Source organism: Streptomyces sp. NPDC007983 (assembly GCF_042958345.1).
Lineage (GTDB): Bacteria > Actinomycetota > Actinomycetes > Streptomycetales > Streptomycetaceae > Streptomyces.
Genome location: NZ_JBIBJI010000008.1, coordinates 322,585 through 339,091, shown reverse-complemented (window position 1 = coordinate 339,091; position 16,507 = coordinate 322,585). Strand labels below are relative to the sequence as shown.

The 16,507-nt window shown below is 73.3% G+C and carries 14 protein-coding genes and 1 pseudogene; 4 read left to right on the top strand and 11 right to left on the bottom strand.

The features are described from left to right. Positions 1-119 precede the first annotated feature (119 nt). The 7 genes from ACFZCY_RS26025 to ACFZCY_RS25995 form a co-directional block, all read right to left on the bottom strand. Positions 120-1,277: a S8 family serine peptidase gene (locus ACFZCY_RS26025; RefSeq protein ID WP_391177897.1), complete on the bottom strand. Its 1,158-nt coding sequence runs from the start codon at positions 1,275-1,277 to the stop codon at positions 120-122. Continuing rightward, positions 1,274-2,233, bottom strand: a complete 960-nt coding sequence (locus tag ACFZCY_RS26020) for a hypothetical protein (protein ID WP_391177894.1) — start codon at positions 2,231-2,233, stop codon at positions 1,274-1,276. Before ACFZCY_RS26020 ends, ACFZCY_RS26025 begins: the two co-directional genes overlap by 4 nt. A 235-nt stretch (positions 2,234-2,468) precedes the next feature. Next, complete coding sequence (locus ACFZCY_RS26015) at positions 2,469-4,190, bottom strand: phospholipid carrier-dependent glycosyltransferase (protein WP_391177891.1); 1,722 nt, start codon at positions 4,188-4,190, stop codon at positions 2,469-2,471. A 102-nt stretch (positions 4,191-4,292) separates the two neighbouring features. Beyond that, positions 4,293-5,069, bottom strand: coding sequence for a CAP domain-containing protein (locus tag ACFZCY_RS26010; RefSeq protein ID WP_391177875.1), 777 nt, complete (start codon positions 5,067-5,069; stop codon positions 4,293-4,295). A 405-nt stretch (positions 5,070-5,474) separates the two neighbouring features. Then, positions 5,475-6,236: a GNAT family N-acetyltransferase gene (locus ACFZCY_RS26005; RefSeq protein ID WP_391177872.1), complete on the bottom strand. Its 762-nt coding sequence runs from the start codon at positions 6,234-6,236 to the stop codon at positions 5,475-5,477. 515 nt (positions 6,237-6,751) lie between these two features. Further along, positions 6,752-9,001: an ATP-binding domain-containing protein gene (locus ACFZCY_RS26000; RefSeq protein ID WP_391178318.1), complete on the bottom strand. Its 2,250-nt coding sequence runs from the start codon at positions 8,999-9,001 to the stop codon at positions 6,752-6,754. A gap of 41 nt (positions 9,002-9,042) precedes the next feature. After that, complete coding sequence (locus ACFZCY_RS25995) at positions 9,043-9,291, bottom strand: hypothetical protein (protein WP_391177869.1); 249 nt, start codon at positions 9,289-9,291, stop codon at positions 9,043-9,045. Between the two features lie 132 nt (positions 9,292-9,423). Between ACFZCY_RS25995 and ACFZCY_RS25990 the strand changes: the two genes are divergently transcribed. Further along, positions 9,424-9,636 (top strand): hypothetical protein, encoded by a 213-nt coding sequence (locus tag ACFZCY_RS25990; protein WP_391177866.1) that lies wholly within the window; start codon positions 9,424-9,426, stop codon positions 9,634-9,636. Here ACFZCY_RS25990 and ACFZCY_RS25985 read toward each other — a convergent pair. Then, a pseudogene (locus ACFZCY_RS25985) lies at positions 9,599-9,847 on the bottom strand (hypothetical protein); the annotation flags it as partial. The gene ACFZCY_RS25990 and the pseudogene ACFZCY_RS25985 overlap by 38 nt on opposite strands. A 49-nt stretch (positions 9,848-9,896) precedes the next feature. Continuing rightward, on the bottom strand, positions 9,897-12,725 hold the full coding sequence (locus tag ACFZCY_RS25980; protein ID WP_391177863.1) for an AAA family ATPase: 2,829 nt from the start codon (positions 12,723-12,725) through the stop codon (positions 9,897-9,899). Between the two features lie 73 nt (positions 12,726-12,798). Between ACFZCY_RS25980 and ACFZCY_RS25975 the strand changes: the two genes are divergently transcribed. Together ACFZCY_RS25975 and ACFZCY_RS25970 are read left to right on the top strand one after the other, a co-directional pair. Next, positions 12,799-13,695, top strand: a complete 897-nt coding sequence (locus ACFZCY_RS25975) for an MBL fold metallo-hydrolase (RefSeq protein WP_391177860.1) — start codon at positions 12,799-12,801, stop codon at positions 13,693-13,695. Beyond that, positions 13,686-14,819, top strand: a complete 1,134-nt coding sequence (locus ACFZCY_RS25970) for a carboxylesterase family protein (protein ID WP_391177857.1) — start codon at positions 13,686-13,688, stop codon at positions 14,817-14,819. Before ACFZCY_RS25975 ends, ACFZCY_RS25970 begins: the two co-directional genes overlap by 10 nt. 13 nt (positions 14,820-14,832) lie before the next feature. Here ACFZCY_RS25970 and ACFZCY_RS25965 read toward each other — a convergent pair whose 3' ends face one another. Continuing rightward, entirely contained in the window at positions 14,833-15,462 is a 630-nt protein-coding gene (locus ACFZCY_RS25965) for a GPP34 family phosphoprotein (protein ID WP_391177855.1), read from the bottom strand. Positions 15,463-15,541: 79 nt separating this feature from the next. On the opposite strand from ACFZCY_RS25965, the gene ACFZCY_RS25960 reads away from it, so the two are divergent. Beyond that, positions 15,542-15,670 carry a hypothetical protein gene (locus ACFZCY_RS25960; RefSeq protein ID WP_391177852.1) on the top strand — a complete coding sequence of 43 codons (129 nt, stop codon included), beginning with the start codon at positions 15,542-15,544 and terminating at the stop codon, positions 15,668-15,670. Positions 15,671-15,701: 31 nt separating this feature from the next. Here the strand turns inward: ACFZCY_RS25960 and ACFZCY_RS25955 are convergent, their stop codons facing one another. Further along, positions 15,702-16,391, bottom strand: coding sequence for a recombinase family protein (locus ACFZCY_RS25955; RefSeq protein WP_391177848.1), 690 nt, complete (start codon positions 16,389-16,391; stop codon positions 15,702-15,704). Positions 16,392-16,507: the final 116 nt, after the last annotated feature.

The window sequence follows — 16,507 nt, the reverse complement described above, 5'->3', positions numbered from 1 at the left end:
GGGGGGCCCGGGCGCCCCGGGCGCCGCCACAGGCCCCCCGCGCCCCCCCCCCCGGGGGGGGGGCGGGGGGGGCCGGGGGGGGGGGGGGGGGGGGGGCCCCCCCCCCCCCCCCACCGCTGTCAGCCCCGGGCCGCCGCGCGGCGGCCTGCGCGGGTGATCAGCACCGCGCCGATGACCATCAGCAGGCCCACGCCCGCCGCGCCGAGACCGATCGTCACCAGATCCGTCTCCAGGGGCGGATGCTGGGTCTTCGGCGTACCGTCCGGGGTGGCCAGGTGCTCCTTGCCCGTGTACTTCACCGGGACCGTCCCGTCAGCGGGCGGCTTCGCGGCGGCCTGGACGGCGGCCGCCGCGTCGATCGGCCCGTACCCGACCAGCGCGTCGCGCCCGCCGGCCGGATGGTGTGCCGTCTTCGTGAGCAGGGTGCGCACCTGGGCCGGGGTCAGCTTGTCGTTGTGCGACAGCATCAGGGCCACCACGCCCGAGGTGAGCGCCGCCGCGGGCGAGGTGCCGTTGACCGGCTCGTAGCCGCCCGTGTTCTTCGCGCTCATGATGGCCACGCCGGGCGCGGCCACCGAGTTGTACGTCCGTACCGTGGAGAACTCGGCGCGGCTGCCGTTCTGCTGGGTGGCGGCCACGGCGATCACGCCCGGATAGCCCGCCGGGTACGAAGCGTCGTTGAACATGTCGCCCTCGTTGCCCGCCGAGGCGATGACCGGAACGCCCTTCTGGGCCGCCCGGGCCAGGGCGTCGACCTCGTCCTCGTCGTAGGAGTCGCCGAACATCTCGCCGCCGAGCGACATGGAGATCACATCGGCGCCGTGGTCGACCGCGTAGTCGATGCCCTGGGCGACCGGGCTGATCCCCTGCCGGATTTCCCCGCCGTGGTCCTCCTTGTCGTCGATCACCCGGACCGACAGGATGCTCGCCTTCGGGGCCACCTTGAGGACGTCCGAGGCCATCGCGGTGCCGTGGCCGCCCCAGCGCGGATCGCCGGGCCGCAGACCGTCCTTGAGGAAGTCGGGGCCGGTGGTCACCTTGCCGTGGAGCGCCACATGGTTGGTCATGACGCCGCTGTCCAGGACCGCGACCTTGACACCCTCGCCCTGCGCGGTGCGCTGCGCCGACGCCAGGCCGAGCGCCTTCGCCTCCCAGCTGGTGGGGGTGGGGCCCGCGGCGGCCGCGGGCGGTGCGGCCGCCACGCCCAGCACCGAGCCGAGGACGACCGCGGTCATGGCCGTGCCGAGGCGCGCGCCGGTGTGTCGCCGGACGCTCATGAGGTCCCCTCCGTCAGCAGATCCATGAGGTGCAGGTTCAGGGCGTCGACGAGCCCGTCGGCGGCGCCCCGCCACGGCGCGCGGTCCTGCTTGGCGTCGAGGCTGTACCTGCCCCACTCGCCCGGCAGCTCCCCCGCCTTACGGCCGTCGACCGCGCCCGCGGAGGCCACGAGCGCGTACGGGAGGTACAGGTCGGTGACCGGTCGCCCGGCCGAGCCGTTGGCCCGCGCGTCGCTCCAGCGGGCCGCGATGGTGCCGGGGACTCCGTACGCCTTCACGCCGGGCCCCGGGTTGTCCTTGTCCTTCTCGGCGTCGAAGAACGTGCTCATCTCCGTCTTCACGGAGTCGCTCTTCGGCAGGACGACCAGCGCGGCGGTCGCGACGGTGTTGCCCGTCGGGTCCACGTAGGTGGCGCGCAGCACCGCCTTGCAGCCCAGCTTCTCCGCCTCGGTCGCGGTGGCTCCGCTCAGCCCGTCCGCGCAGCCGGTCTTCTCGGATATCCCGATGCGGTGCCACTGCGCGCGCTTGCGGTCGGTGCCCTCGGACTGGCTGCCCTTGCGGGGCGCGAGGGTGTCCGGGAAGAGCTTGTCCGCGGGTTCGTTGCGCCACATCGACGCGCCGTACTCGGTGCGGTTGGCGATGTTCTGGCTGTGGTTCGAGAAGGCGTGCGCGGTCAGCGCGCCACCGCCCAGCATCGCGAGCCCGCCGACGATGCCGAGGAAGGCGCTGAGGCAGGTGCGCCCCGTGGTCTTCTTCGGCCGTGCGGGCGGGGGCGGTTGCGGTGCGGGCACGGCGCCGTACGGTGCGCCCGGCATGCCCTGCCCGGCGTACGGCGTCCCCTGCCCGCCGTACGGTGCGCCCTGCCCGCCGTACGGTGCGCCGTGGGGCGCCTGTCCGCCGTACGCCGGTGTCCCCGGGCTGCCCTGCTGGCGGCCGGGCGGCGGGGGTGGCGGCATGGGTGGTGGGGGTGGCATGGGCGGTGGGCCCTGCTGGGGTGTGTGTCCGTAGGGCCCGGTGTTGCCAGGGCCTTCAGGTGGTCTCGGGTACGACATGGGCACCCCTCCTCGGTGTCGGCGGCCGGTGAGCGGGCGCAGACAGCAGAGGAGAGGATCTCCAACGGCACACGCCCCCGCACGTGCAGAGGTGAACCCTACCGATCATGGCCGGAAACAGATCAACCGGCCCCGGTTCTCAGGTCCGCCGGTAGACGGTGATGGAGTGGCCGACCTCGTCGACCGGCCGGCTGTGCTCGATCAGCGCCGCCAGCCGCCCCCGCGCCCCGGCGGCCGAGGAGTCCGAGACCACGAGCAGCCCGTGCACCCGGCCCGGGGACACCCTGCGCGGGTCGCGGGCGTGGATGCCGTACGCGGACGGCACACCGCTGCCCTTGTAGACCAGCCACACCCGCTCGTCCCGGTAGCGCCCCCGGAGCCGGTCGGCCAGCCGCCCCAGGTCCTGCCCCCAGTCGACGTTCGAGTCGTGCAGATACACATGGGTCCTGGCCGGACCGCCGAACGCCTCATTGGCGTACGGCAGGTAGTACGGAGACGTCCGCAGCGAGCTGACCGCCACGCACACCACCAGCGCCGCCGTCACGCCGAACGCCCCTCGCCGGCGCAGCGTGACCACCCCGGCCGCGGCGACCGCCAGGAACATGGGCAGGAAGAGCGCGTACCGCACGCCGAGGTCGCGGGCTCCGTTCATGGCCACGGCCAGCAGCACGGCCGCGGGCACCAGGACGTACGGGGCGGCGGGCCGCAGCCGGGGCGCCACCACCATCGCGACGGCACCGGCGGTCCACAGCGCGAGCATCCCCAGCGGCGTCTTCACCACCAGCGCGAGGGGCAGGTAGTACCAGAGCGAGCCGTGATACTGGCGGCCGAACAGGAAGCCGCTCCACAGCTGGTTCTCGAAGCCGAACTGGACGCGCATCCCGTCGCGGAACGGCTCGGGGACCGGCAGCAGGTCGACGGCGAGCCCGCGCAGCCCGTGGACGGCGGGCACATCGCCGGGCGTGGTCCAGCGCAACCTCGGGTCCACGGCGAGATACGCGGCCCACACCACGGCGAGCGCGACCAGGGCCATGCCCACCGCGCCCGCCACACCCAGCGCCAGGACCCACGCCGTGGCGCGCCATCCGGTGCCGGGTGTGCCGCGGCGGGCGTACGCGTACGACAGCACCGCCAGGAACATCAGCACCGGGACCGCGGGCAGCGCGCTCATCTTGGTGGCCACGGCCGCGCCGAGCGCCGCCCCGGCGAGTGGCAGATGGCGTAAGGGGCGGCGGCGCGCCCGCCACAGCAGCCACACCGAGGTCAGCAGGAAGCCGCACATCGGTACGTCGAGCGTGGCGAGCGAACCGTGCGCGATGACATCGGGCGAGAACGTGTACAGGGCGAGCGCCACCACTCCGCCCACGGGACCGGTCAGATCCCTTGCGAACGCGAAGACGACCAGCCCGAACAGCAGCGTCAGCACGATCACCGGCAGCCGCGCCCACAGCATCACCTGCCAGGGGTCGTTGCCCGACTCGTACAGCAGACGCCGCCCCAGCGCCCCCTGGTCCCCGGTGAACCCGGGAGCCAGGCGGGCGTGGGCGAACAGCAGCCCGGTGCCGATGACCAGCTTGCCCAGGGGCGGGTGTTCGGGGTTGAACCGCAGGCTGTGTTCCTGCAGGTAGGTCTTCGCCACCCCGACGTACACCGGTTCGTCGATGGTCGGCGTCTGCTCCACGGCCGCGGTCACCATCGCCACGGCCATCTGCGCGAGCAGCACGGCCACGACGACCACGACGGCCGCGGCCATGCGGCGCCGCCGCCACGGCTCCCGGGTCCGCGGCTCCGCGGCCCGCGCCACCGGCCGCACGGCCACGGCCGCCCGGGTCACCCTGTCGAGGACACCTGCCACGTGCATGGCACCCGACCATAATGGTGCGCATCCGCGAACGGGCCCAGGAACGCGAACTCGGCGCGAACCGCAAAAAGCGTGCGGGGCGAAGGGGGCGGCGGGCGGCCGCTAGCGAGCGGCGCCGAAGTCCTGCGTCCAGTAGTCGCCGGGCTGGGCGAGGCCGACGCCGATCTCTTTGAAGTCGCAGTTCAGGATGTTGGCCTTGTGGCCGGAGCTGTTCATCCAGCCCTCCATCACGCTCTTGGCCGAGCTGTAGCCGTAGGCGACGTTCTCACCGTAGGTGCTCCACGAGTAGCCCGCGCGCTCGATCCGGTCGCCCGGCGACGACCCGTCGGAGCCGGTGTGCGACATGTCGCTGTGCTCGGCCATGTCCTCGCTGTGCGCCTGGGCGGCCTTGGTGAGCTTCGCGTTCACCTTCAGCGGCGAGCACCCCACCTTGGCGCGCTCGCTGTTGACCAGGTCCACGACCTGGTCCTGGGCGCTGGACGCCGCGGACGACGGGGAGGCGGCGGCCTTGGTGGTGGCGGTGGTGGCCGGGGCCTTGGACTTCACCGCCGCCGGGGCGGTGGCGGACAGGGTGGTGGCGGGGGCGGAGGTCGCGCGGGCTCTCGGCGTGGCGGAGGCCGACCGCGACGCCCGCTCCGTCTCCTTCGCCCGCTTCGGCGACGCCGATTTCTCCGCGTGGTGGCTCTTCTTCTCGTGCCACCGCTTCCCCTGCTCCTGCGCCGCGGACGCGGTGGTCTCCACACCACTGGCCTTGGTGTCCTTGTCGTCCGGCCCGTTCAGACACGCCATCGCGACGGACGGCACACCCACGGCGGCCACCGCGACGGCGGCGACGGCTATCTTCCGGTGGTGCGTCTTGGTGGTCCGGTGCTTGCTCATGCGTGTCCCTCACTCGGTAGTCACGGCACGCCCTCCCCCGTGTACGGCCGACTCTGTGCGCAGCGATGCCAGGACTGCCGAGGCGCGGTGTGGGCCGTCATTCTCAGGGCCGCGCCAAAACCACTGCAACAAACGTTCGCTACTACCGAGAGTCGTAGCGCGGTCGGCGCTTGCGAAGGAACACCCGGGTGTGCTGCGCCGCTCCGGTGAAGGAGATGTGACGGTGTCCTGCCGCCGGAATCCCTGGTGGACTTGTGGGCGGGCAGGACACCGGACCCGCGGCGAACCCGGATACGACATGTCGGCAAGAGCCGAAAAGTCTCCGATTTCGCCGAGCGGGTATCTACTATTGCGCCCCGTTCGTTCCGGGGGCCGGTGTGACTGTTGTCATGAGATGTGCCGCGGTCAGTCGGATGTGATCCGGGCGGCCACGCAGGGGTCCTCGTTGCGGTAGCCGAGGCGGGTGTAGAGCCGTTCGGCGGGGGCGTTGTCGGCGAGCTGCCACAGTGTGCAGAAACCGTGACGGCGCACCGCGTACCGGGTCAGCCACGCCGTCAGCGCCGCGCCCAGCCCCTGGCCGCGCTGGGCGGTGTCCGTGGCGACCGACGCCATCAGCGGTGCCCCGCTGTCCCGCAGGCTGCTCATGGCACCGCAGGCCACCAGCCGGCCCGACTCGTCGCGGATTCCGCACCACAGGCTCACGTCCGCCGAGCCGGGACCGGTCGAGTAGGCGGGGCTGTGTTCGCCGAGGAAGGCGAGCAGTTCGTCGTGGTGGCTCTCGTCGAGGACGACCACGCGGTCCTCGCCACGCTGCACGGGCGGTTCCTCCAGCGTCCAGCGGAACACCCACTCGACGATGTCGTCCACCGGCAGATGGCGGCCGACCAGGGACTCGGTGCCGCGCGGCCCGGTGAACTCCCGCACCTGCTCCGGGCGGCGCTGCGCCGCGCGCAGGACGAGCCCGGCGGCCGGTTCCGGTCCGCCGACGGTCCACACATGCCCGCGGACGTCGTCGAGCCACGCCGCGGCGCCATCGCCCGACCAGCTGAAACGGCCGGCCGGCCGCTGCCGGGCCGCACCGAAACGCAGGAGCGCGGCACCGGGTCGCAACTCCAGGCCCTGGTCGAACAGGTCCGTGGTCCGGGGAGTAAGAGTCGTTGCCAGCATCTCTGCTCTCAGGAAGGACGTAGTGGAGGGGACGACGACAGCCCGGACACGCGCGGGCGCGACCGGAGACTGTCCTGCTGAGGTATGGGGAGCCCATCGGCGGCTGCGCGCGCGGGCGCGCCCGGCCGAGCGGGGCGGTCCACTGTCGCATACGGCCCCCGGCCCGGAGCAAATCGGCGGTGCCGCCCACCAGGGGTTCGTCCGACCGCCGCGGAAGTGTCGCCCGGCGTTCAGCACGCCGCCGCCGTACGTCCCCCTGCCCGGGGCGGGGCCAACTGCCCGCCGGTTACGGGCGATCCGCGCCGCATCCCGGACGGTGGCCACCGGCGCGGCCGGACTCGGCGCGCCCGCCGAGGCCGCTTTCGCCTACTCCTGCCCCTTACGGGGCGGTGGCGACGCGAGGCCCGCGGCGCACGCGACACGGGACCGGCCGGGGGCGCGGCAGGCGGCGTGGCGCGCACCGCCGTGTCTCCGCGCCGCCGCGCCGGGCCCGGCGCACCGCACCGCGGCCCGGCTCACCGCTCCGGCGACGCGACGGCCGCGTCCTGCGCCTCGGACAGCCCGGCCAGCCCTTCCGGCAGTGTCCCGGTGTGCACCACGCCCAGCCGCTGGGTCGCCCGGGTCAGCGCCACGTACAGGTCGCTCGTCCCGAACTTTGCCGGTTCGGCCACGATCACCGTGTCGAACTCCAGCCCCTTGGCCTGCCGCGGGGTGAGCAGCACCACCGGGCTGGTCAGGTCCGGGGACCGGCCCGCGGACGCGTCCGGCAGCGCGGCCGCGAGGACGTCGTGGTGGGCCGGCTGGGCGATCACCGCCAGGCGCCCCTCCGTCCCCGACTCCCGCGCCACGGCGTCGGCCACCGCGCCCGGCAGGTCGGCGGTGTGCCGCGCCCACGGGCGTACGCCGGTGGCGCGGACCGAACGCGGCGGTTCGAAGCCGGGGTCCGCGGTACGGGCCACCTCCGCCGCGACCGCCATGATCTCGGCCGGGGTGCGGTAGTTGACGCCGAGCCGGGTGTGTTCCCAGCGGTCCTCGACGTACGGGGCGAGGATCGAGGACCAGGAGCCGCAGCCGCCCGGCTCCGCGGTCTGCGCGGGGTCGCCGACCAGCGTCATGGAACGGGTCGGGGAGCGGCGCATCAGCAGCCGCCACGCCATCGGGGACAGCTCCTGGGCCTCGTCGACGATGATGTGGCCGAAGGCCCAGGTGCGGTCGGCGGCGGCGCGTTCGGCGGCGCTGCGGTGGTCGGCCTCCTCGTTGCGGTCCGCCAGGCGTTCGGCGTCGATGAGGTTGTGGGCGGCCAGCACCTCCGAGTCGTCGTCCTCGCGGTCCTCGAACTCCTGGGTACGCGAGCCGTAGGAGAGGTCGAGCACGCCCTGCGCGTACTCGATGCGCTCCAGCCGGGCGCCCTCGGCGGCGGCGCGGGCCGCCGAGTCGTCCTCGCCGAGCAGTTCTGCGGCCTCGTCCAGCAGCGGCACGTCCGCCGGGGTCCACTCACCGCCGGTACGGCGGATCGCGGCGGCGTCGGCGTCGGAGACGTGGACGGGATCGCTGAGGAAGTCCTCGACGAGCTGCTCGGGGCGGAGTTCGGGCCACAGCTCGTCGATGGCGGCGTGCACCTCGGGGCTGGCCGCGATCGCCTTGCCGAGCTGGGCGATGTCGTCCGGGCCGAGGAGGTTGGGACCGCCGTACGGGTCCGCGCCGATCCGCTCGGTCAGCTGCGCGGTCAGCGCGTCGATGACCCGGAACGCGAAGTGCGGGCGGGCCAGGTTGTGCGGCAGCCGGGTCTCCCGCGCCCGGGCCCGCGCCGCGGACACGATGTCCGCGTCCAGGACCAGGTCACCGTCGTCGTGGTCGATCACGATCTCCGGGTCGGGCAGCGCCTGCCGGTCCTGTACGAAACGGGCCAGGGCGTCCGCCATCGTGGCGCGGCCCTTGGCCTCGGCGGCCTCCGGGGTGTCGGTGCCGGTGGCCGTGACCCCGGGGAACAGCTCGCCGAGCGTGGCGAGCAGCACACCGGTCTCGCCGAGCGCGGGCAGCACCTCGCCGATGTAGCCGAGGAACGCCGGGTTGGGCCCCAGGACCAGCACCGCGCGGCGGGCCAGCAGTTCACGCTGCGCGTACAGCAGATAGGCGGCGCGGTGCAGCGCGACCACGGTCTTCCCGGTGCCGGGGCCGCCCTCCACGACGAGGACACCGTGGTGCGGGGCGCGGATGATCCGGTCCTGCTCGGCCTGGATGGTCTGCACGATGTCGTGCATCCGGCCGGTACGGGCCGAGTCGAGCGCGGCGAGCAGCACGGCGTCCGCGTCGCTGTTCTCGTGCCCGGTCCGCACGGTGTCGGACAGGTCCAGGATCTCGTCGTGCAGGGCGGTGACCTGCCCGCGCTCGGTGGTGATGTGCCGCCGGCGGCGCAGCCCCATCGGGGTGTGCCCGGTCGCCAGGTAGAACGGGCGCGCCACATCGGCCCGCCAGTCGATGACCAGCGGGGTGCGTTCCGCGTCGTCGCGCCGGATGCCGATGCGCCCGATGTGGTGGTCGCGGCCGTCACGGAACGCCAGCCGCCCGAAGCACAGCCCCCTCTCCCCCGCGTCGAACGCGGCGAGCAGCCCGGACCGCTCGGCCACCAGCACATCGCGCTCCAGCCGCGCCTGGAAGTTCCGCCCCTCCATCGACAGGGCGTCACTCACCGCCTCCCCGGCCCCGGCCCGCAGTTCGGCGAGACGCGCATGGAGCAGGTCGATGAATTCCTGCTCCTGACGCAATTCCGCGTTTGACAATTCAACTCCCGCTGGATATGATGACTTCATCGAGTTTCTATGTGCCTGGATTTCGTGCAGGCACACAAATCCCCAATATACGCAGCGGAACTCCCCGGACTCAAGGCAGCCGGGGGTTTTTCTTTTTCTCCCCTGCTTTCGGGGTTCAGCCGGATCAGGACGACGCCGTACGCGACGATCAGGCCGACGAGGGCGAGCGCCAGAGAAGTCGCGTTCAGGGCGAACAGGGCGTCGTGCAGCGCCCGGAGTCCGGCGGTCGCGCCACTGTTGTCCACCGCCGTGGACGTGAGCGCCAGGCGCAGGGTGATGACACCGGCGAAAACGGCGTTCTGCAGAACCAGATCGGCCAGGCCGTTCAGCGACCACGCCTCGCCCCGACGCCCGACCCCATGCCGACGCTGTGCCCCTTGGCCCCGAAGAACGCGACGACCCAGCCGACGGTGTACGCGGCGTACGGAAACAAGACGGGCCTGGTGCGGGCGGTGGCGGACGCGGCCGATCTCTCCGCCGACGCCTCCCGCATGCTCGCCGAGCTGAGGCGCCGGGGACGGGCCCCGCCCGGCAGCTCGCCGCGATGGCCGGCTACGACCGGCGGCTGTTCGAGCGCGCGGGCGACGTGATCACGCTGATGCGGGAAGCGGCGTGCACCGAGCCCGAGTTGGCCACGGCGTACCGTGACGGCCGGAGCCGTGGCGACGAGACCCGGGTCCGGGTGTTCTCGTCCTGGCCGCCCGGCACGCTGCGCGGTGGCCTGGACATCGCGGGCGCGGTCGTCGTCACGTCGTGCGTGAAGCGGGTGGTGGTGCCGTCGGGCGCCATGATGGCGGTCCGGTTGCCGCTCTCGTCGAAGGTCTGCCGCCAGGTGGTGCACGGCGGGGGTCTACGGCTGGCCGGAGGCCTCGAGGACGTCGCGGAGTTGGGAGCGGGCCGTGACGCCGAGTTTGGGGAAGCTGCGGTAGAGGTGGGAGCCCACGGTCCGGGGGGAGAGGAAGAGGCGTTCGCCGATCTCGCGGTTGCTCAGGCCCTTCGCGGCGAGGCGGATGATGTGCTGCTGCTGGGGCGTGAGGGATGTGAGGGCGTCCGGGGCGGTGGGGGCCGCATCGACGCCGGCGGCGCGGAGTTCGGCTTGGGCGCGGTCGGTCCAGGGGTGGGCGCCGAGGCGGCGGAACGTCTCCAGGGCGGTGTGGAGGAGGGGGCGGGCGTCGGTGATGCGGTGGGCGCGGCGCAGCCATTCGGCGTGGTCCAGGAGGATCTGGGCGCGTTCGAAGGGCCATTGGCGGCCCGCCGGGTCGGCCAGGGCCGAGCTGAAGCGCGATTCCGCCCGGGACGGGTCGAGCAGGGCGTGGGCGCGGTGGATCAGCGCGCGCATCCGGGGTGAGGGGTCGTCGGCGAGCCGCTTCTCGGTGCGTTCCACGATGGCGGCGGCCTCCGCGTGGTGGCCGGTGCGTACGGCCGCGGCGGCGAGTTCGGCGATTCCGGAGTGGGAGCACGCGTAGTGGACGGGGTCGCCGTCGGCGGTGAACAGCAGGCGGAACTGTTCGTACGCGGTCGTCTGGTCGCCCTCCGCGACGGCGGCCATGCCCAGCGCCCAGCGGGCGCGGACGGCGACCGCGCGGCTGCGGTGCGGGTCGATCAGGGACAGGGCGGCCGACGCGGCCGTACGAGCCTCGGCGGTCCGCCCGGTCAGGGCCAGCGGGGCGGCTTCGAGGGACCGTACGGCGGCCTCGAGGTGGGGCAGCCCGGCGACGGAGGGGGCCGTGTTCGTGGCGGCGAGCCGGGCCTGTGCCCAGAGCCCGTGGTCCAGATACGCCCACCCCGCCGTGCAGCCGAGACCGGTGGGCAGGGCGCCGCGCAGCCGCCAGCGGTCGAGGGCGTCGTCGAAGATCCGTACCGCGAGGGCCGTCTCGTCGAGCAGCCACGCCATCGCGCCCAGCGAGTTGAGCAGCGCCGGGTCGCCGTCCGCCCGCTCCACCAGCGCGGGGAGCGCCGCGACCCGTTCGGAGCGGCGCTCGGTGGGGTCGGTCACGGTGAGCGTCCACGGATCGCCCTGTGCCCGCGCCCGTATGGAGAGCCGGTGGTCCTCGTCGCCGGAGTAGAAACCGGCCACGGACGCCAGGACGATGGCCGTCCGGCGCAGCCGGGGGTCCTCCGCCGCCCGCGTCAGCAACGTGAGCGCGGTGTCGTGCTCGGCGCTCAGCGTGAGCACCTGCCCCACCCGCAGCGACGCCTCGGCCACCAGCGCCGGGTCGTCGGTGAGGGCCCGGGCCCGGGCGGCGAGTTCGCGCACCCAGTGGGGCTGACCGGTGGCGACGGCCTCGCGGGCGGCCGCCACCAGGCGGCGGGCACGGCTCAGCGGTGCGGGGCTCAGCTCGGCGGCGCGTTCCAGCGCGGTGACGGCGGCGGTGTATCCGCCGCGTTCCCGGGCCCGGCCCGCGGACTCCTCCAGTGCGGCGGCGATCTCCTCGTCCGGGCCCTCCGCGGCGGCGGCCAGATGCCAGGCGCGGCGGTCGGGTTCCCCGGTGAGCGACGCGGCCAGGTCGCGGTGCGCCCGGCGCCGGGGGGCCAGCGGTACGGAGTGGTAGATCGCGGACCGGATCAGCGGATGCCGGAAGCGGGCCCGCGCGCTGTCGCCGCCGCCGGTGATACGGAGCAGTCCGGCGGCCTCGGCCGGGGCCAGCGCCTCGATCCGGCCCGCCACGGCTCGTTCGTCCGCGGCCACCAGGAGCAGGGCGTGGCGGGTGTCGGCCGGCAGGGCGTCGAGGTCGGCGGCGTAGAGCCGCATCAGGCGGTCGGTGGGCGGCAGGAGGTCTTCGGCGGTGGGGTCCGGGGCCTGCGGGTCGTACCCCCGCGCCAGTTCCACCAGGGCCAGCGGATTTCCGGCGGCCTGGTCGAGGATGCGGATCCGGCGGCTTCCGGTGGGCGGATACGGCTGCCGGTCCAGCAACCGCGCAGCGGCGGAGGCGTCCAGCGGGCCCAGCCTGAGCGTGGGAAACCCGGAGAACGCCGCCGGGACCGCCGCGCCCGCCGTGTCCCTGGCCCCCGCTAGTACGGCGAGGGGTTCGTCGTCGATGCGCCGAGCGGCGAACGCCAGCGCCTCCAGCGAGCCGGTGTCGATCAACGGCAGATCGTCGACCAGCACGAGCAGGGGCGAGCGCTGGGCCAGATCCGACAACAGAGCGAGCAGCGCGACCCCGAGCAGCAGGCGGTCGGGAGGGCTGGTGCCCCCGCGATCGGAGCCCGGGAGGGGGCCGGTGGCACGGGGGTCGGTGGCGCCGGGGCCCGTGGCGCCGGGGCCCGTGGCGCCGGGGCCCGTGGCGCCGGGGCCGGTCGCTGCAGGGTCGGCTCCCCCGCTGCCGGTGGCCCCGCGCTCGTCGGCTCCGGGCCCCACGCCCGCGCCCCCACCGCCGGTGGACCCGCCGCTCGGGGCCTCGGCCCCGATGGCGCCGAGCAGGGCCGCGCGCTGGTGGGCGGGTAGGCGGGCCGTGTCCTCGAGGATCGGGCGGAGCAGCTGGTGCAGGCCCGCGAACGGCAGGTTCGCCTCGCTCTCGCTGCCCGTCATCCGCAGCACCAGCCCCCGCCCCCGGTGCTGGTCGGCCGCCAGGGCGAGCAGGGTGCTCTTGCCCGCGCCCGGTTCTCCCGTCACGATCAGCACGCCGCTCGTCACACCGAGCACGGCCGCGCGCTCGCTCTCCCTCCCGACCATGGTCATCACCCGACTGTATCCGCCGGGTGCAGTCATGTGACGGATACCGCCCGCCCCGGGCGGGGAGCAGGCTGGACGCATGGACACCATGACACTTGGCGACATCGAGATCACCCGCGTGGTCGAACTGTCCCCGAGGGGCCTCCCCCGCGACATCATCTTTCCCGACGTACCCATGAAGCACTGGCGGGCGCACGAGAGCTGGCTGGCACCGGAGTTTCTGGATCTGGCCGCCGACGAGGTGCGCACGATGATCCAGACCTGGGTGCTGCGCAGCGAGGGCCGGACCATCCTCATCGACACCGGCATCGGCAATGGCCGCGAGCGGCCGCACATGCCGTTGTTCCACCAGCTGAACACCAACTTCCTCGGCGAGCTGGCCGCGGCGGGGGTGCGGCCGGAGGATGTCGACACGGTGATCTGCACACATGTGCACGGGGACCACGTCGGCTGGAACACCACGCTGGTGGACGGCGAGTGGCGGCCGACCTTTCCCAACGCGCGGTACGTGATCTCACGGGCCGACTTCGACTACTGGAACCCGGAGAACGGCCACAAGACCCGCTCGGGTTCGCGCATGGCGAACGTGTTCGAGGACAGCGTGGCCCCGGTCCACCAGGCGGGGCAGACCGTGCTGTGGGAGGGCGAGCACTACGACATCGACGCCCAGCTGCGCCTCGAACCCGCCCCCGGCCACACGCCCGGCTCCGCCGTCGTACGGCTGCGGTCGGGCACGGACCGGGCGCTGTTCGCGGGCGACCTGCTGCACAGCCCGCTGCAGTTCGTCGAGCCCGACGACTGCCCGTGCTTCGACGAGGACGAGGACCGGGCCCGGATCGCCCGGCGCCGCCTGCTGGAGTCGGCAGCGGACGAGGGCGCCCTGCTGTTCCCCGCGCACTTCCCCGGCGCGGGCGCGGCCGAAGTACGGCGCGACGGCGACCGTTTCGCGGTGAAGGAGTGGGCGGCATGGCGGTGAAGGTCTTCCGTAACATCCCGTACGCCGCCGCCCCGACCGGCGCGGCGCGGTTCGCGGCGCCGACGCCGGTGGACGGCGTACGCGGGCTCGACGGCCCCGGGCCGACCGCCCCGGCCCCGGTACGGCGGTTCCCGCTGGACCTGGGCCCGATCATGGGTCCGGGCTGGGTGCGCGGCGACGACTACCTGACGGTCAATGTCTGGGCTCCCGAGGAGCGGAAAAACGGCAACGCGCCCGTGATGGTCTTCGTGCACGGCGGCGGCTTCCTGACCGGCACCGGTCAGGCGCCGGTGTTCGACGGAACCTCCTTCGCCCGCGACGGCGTCGTCCTGGTCACGCTCAACTACCGGCTCGGCGCCCCCGGCTGGCTCGATCTGCCGGACGCGCCGCGCAACCGCGGCCTGCTGGATGTGATCGCCGCCCTGCGGTGGGTGCGCGAGCACATCGCTGAGTTCGGCGGCGACCCGGACCGGGTCACGGTGTTCGGGCAGTCGGCGGGCGGGATGATCGTCAGCGCGCTGCTGGTGACGCCCGAGGCGTCGGGACTGTTCCGGCGCGCCATCAGCCAGAGCGGCGGACTGCACACGGTGGGCGGCGCTCAGGCGGCGGAGACGACCCGGGCGCTGGCCGACCGGCTGGGCGTGCCGGCGACGGTGGCGGGGTTCGCGGAGGTCCCCGACGAACGGCTGGTGTCCGCGGTGGGCGAACTGCCCGACCTCGGGGCACGGATCACCCCGTTCGGGGTGGTGCTCGACGACGTACCCGAGGTGTCCCCGGTGGATCTGATGGTGGGCACGACCACCCAGGAGTCGCTGCTCTACCAGCGGCCACACCTCAGTGCGGCCATCGACGCGATGTTCCACGACGGGAGCGAACGGCTGGCGTCGCTGCACGGCAAGGCGTTCCGTTACGAGTTCGACTGGCGGGACGGCCCGTTCGGCGCCTGCCACACCGCGGAACTCCCGTTCGTGTTCGACAACACCGGCCTGCCCGCCCTCCGTACGCCGGAGGGGCTGCTCGGGCCGGACGTCCCGCCGTCGCTCGCCGCGGAGATGCACGGCGCGTGGGTACGCTTCGCCACGACCGGGGATCCGGGCTGGTCGGGAACGCACCGTTTCGGCTAGCGGCCGCGGTGGCTCAGTAGCCGCGGCGGACGTTGTCAACGGCTGCCGCGTCGCGCCGCCGGTCCCGCCGCTGCCGTTCGGCCGCCAGCTCCGCGAGCGCGTCGTCGAGGGCGGCGAGCACGCGCGCCACCGCGTCGTCGGACACCTCCGGGGCCTCCCCGATCCCGTCGCCGCCCTGATCGCGGATGCCGATGGCCTCCGTCAGGGCGGCCAGGACGGGCTCGTCCGACCGGTGGCGGTACGCCGCATGGCGGCGGGCGTCGGTGTCGACCAGGACCAGTTCGCGGGTCCAGAACACCTTCCAGTGGCGGTTGCGCTGCCGGACGAGCTGCCCGTCCGCCTCCAGCGCGGACAGATAGACCGCCGACAGATCGCGGCCCCTGCGCCACAGCCAGTCGCCGATGGACTCGTACGGCGCTTCCCGGACGAGCGCCGCGGCGGCCTGACGCAACAGCGGGTCGTCGGGCGCGCCCGCAGGCCCCGGCAGGATGTGCTCGCCGGAGCCGTCCAGCCCGGCTTCCTGCGCGGCCAGGAGGTCGATCAGCTCGGCTCCGGCGAGCGCGAGCGACAGATCGCCCCGCTCGACCAGGCGGCTGGGCTCCGCGTCCATGGTGACGATCAACAGGTCCCGCGCTGTGGTCATGAAAGGGCTCCCTGTCAGGATGACCGTTACGACCAGTGTCCTCCGGCGTTCGTACGGATGCATCCTTCCAGGTCGGGACTTGGCTTTCCGTATCCGAGTGATCGAGATCGTGGTCATGGACATGGAACAGGGGTCGGAGCGGGAGTACGTCGTCACGACCGGCCCCGGGGCGGTGGCCCGCGTGCGGGCCTCGTTGGGGTGCCGGTAAGAACGCTGTCACCATCCGCAAACGGCGGTGATCAGTCCTCTGACCTGGTGGGTTGGGGCAGTTCCGGCATGCTCGTCGCCTCAGCGAGTGCGAGGCGACCACCCTTGAGTTCGGGCACGTAGTTGTAGATGGTGTTGCGGGAGACGCCGAGGAGCTTTGCGATCGAGGTGACGGTGTTCTCCGGGCGGGCGAGCAGGTCGCGGGCGTGACGTACCTGTTCCTCCGTCATCGCCGGCGGGCGGCCGAGTCGGGCGCCGCGGGCGCGGGCGGCGTCCAGGCCCTCGTTGGTGCCCTGCACGATGAGTTCGCGGATGAACTCCGCCAGCGCCGCGAACACGTGGAAGACCAGGCGCCCGCCGGGCGTGGTCGTGTCGAGCGCCTCATGCAGCGAGGTGAACCCGATGCCGCGCTTGCGCAGGCCGGACACGATCGCGATGAGGTCCTGGATGGAGCGGCCGAGCCGGTCCAGCGACGGGACGACGAAGGTGTCGCCCTCGCGCAGGTAGTCGAGGGCCTTCCACAGTTCCTCGCGTTCGGCGTTCTTGCCGGACTTCTTGTCGGAGAAGATCCGGATGCACCTTGCTTCGGTGAGTGCGTGGATCTGCCGGTCGAGCAACTGTCCCTTGGTGGACACGCGTGCGTATCCCACGAGGCTGCCGGTCCGTACGGCCGGAACGGGGGCGAGGAGATCGGCGGCGTCGTCATCTTGGGGTGGCTGCACCTGCCAGATCGTACAGAAAAGGGTGCTCGTCAAGTTCTTGAGCACATCGACTTTCTGACACCGTTTTATGGGCATGATCCGGCGTCGATCCGGTCGCGCGCCGCCACTTACCGATC

Excerpts from the sequence above, each read along its gene's own strand:
- ACFZCY_RS25965 (WP_391177855.1), bottom strand. The coding sequence starts at position 15,462 with ATGACCACAGCGCGGGACCTGTTGATCGTCACCATGGACGCGGAGCCC.
- ACFZCY_RS26025 (WP_391177897.1), bottom strand. The coding sequence starts at position 1,277 with ATGAGCGTCCGGCGACACACCGGCGCGCGCCTCGGCACGGCCATGACC.
- ACFZCY_RS25980 (WP_391177863.1), bottom strand. The coding sequence starts at position 12,725 with ATGACCATGGTCGGGAGGGAGAGCGAGCGCGCGGCCGTGCTCGGTGTG.
- ACFZCY_RS26010 (WP_391177875.1), bottom strand. The coding sequence starts at position 5,069 with ATGAGCAAGCACCGGACCACCAAGACGCACCACCGGAAGATAGCCGTC.
- ACFZCY_RS26015 (WP_391177891.1), bottom strand. The coding sequence starts at position 4,190 with ATGCACGTGGCAGGTGTCCTCGACAGGGTGACCCGGGCGGCCGTGGCC.
- ACFZCY_RS26020 (WP_391177894.1), bottom strand. The coding sequence starts at position 2,233 with ATGCCGCCACCCCCGCCGCCCGGCCGCCAGCAGGGCAGCCCGGGGACA.
- ACFZCY_RS25970 (WP_391177857.1), top strand. The coding sequence starts at position 13,686 with ATGGCGGTGAAGGTCTTCCGTAACATCCCGTACGCCGCCGCCCCGACC.
- ACFZCY_RS25975 (WP_391177860.1), top strand. The coding sequence starts at position 12,799 with ATGGACACCATGACACTTGGCGACATCGAGATCACCCGCGTGGTCGAA.
- ACFZCY_RS26005 (WP_391177872.1), bottom strand. The coding sequence starts at position 6,236 with ATGCTGGCAACGACTCTTACTCCCCGGACCACGGACCTGTTCGACCAG.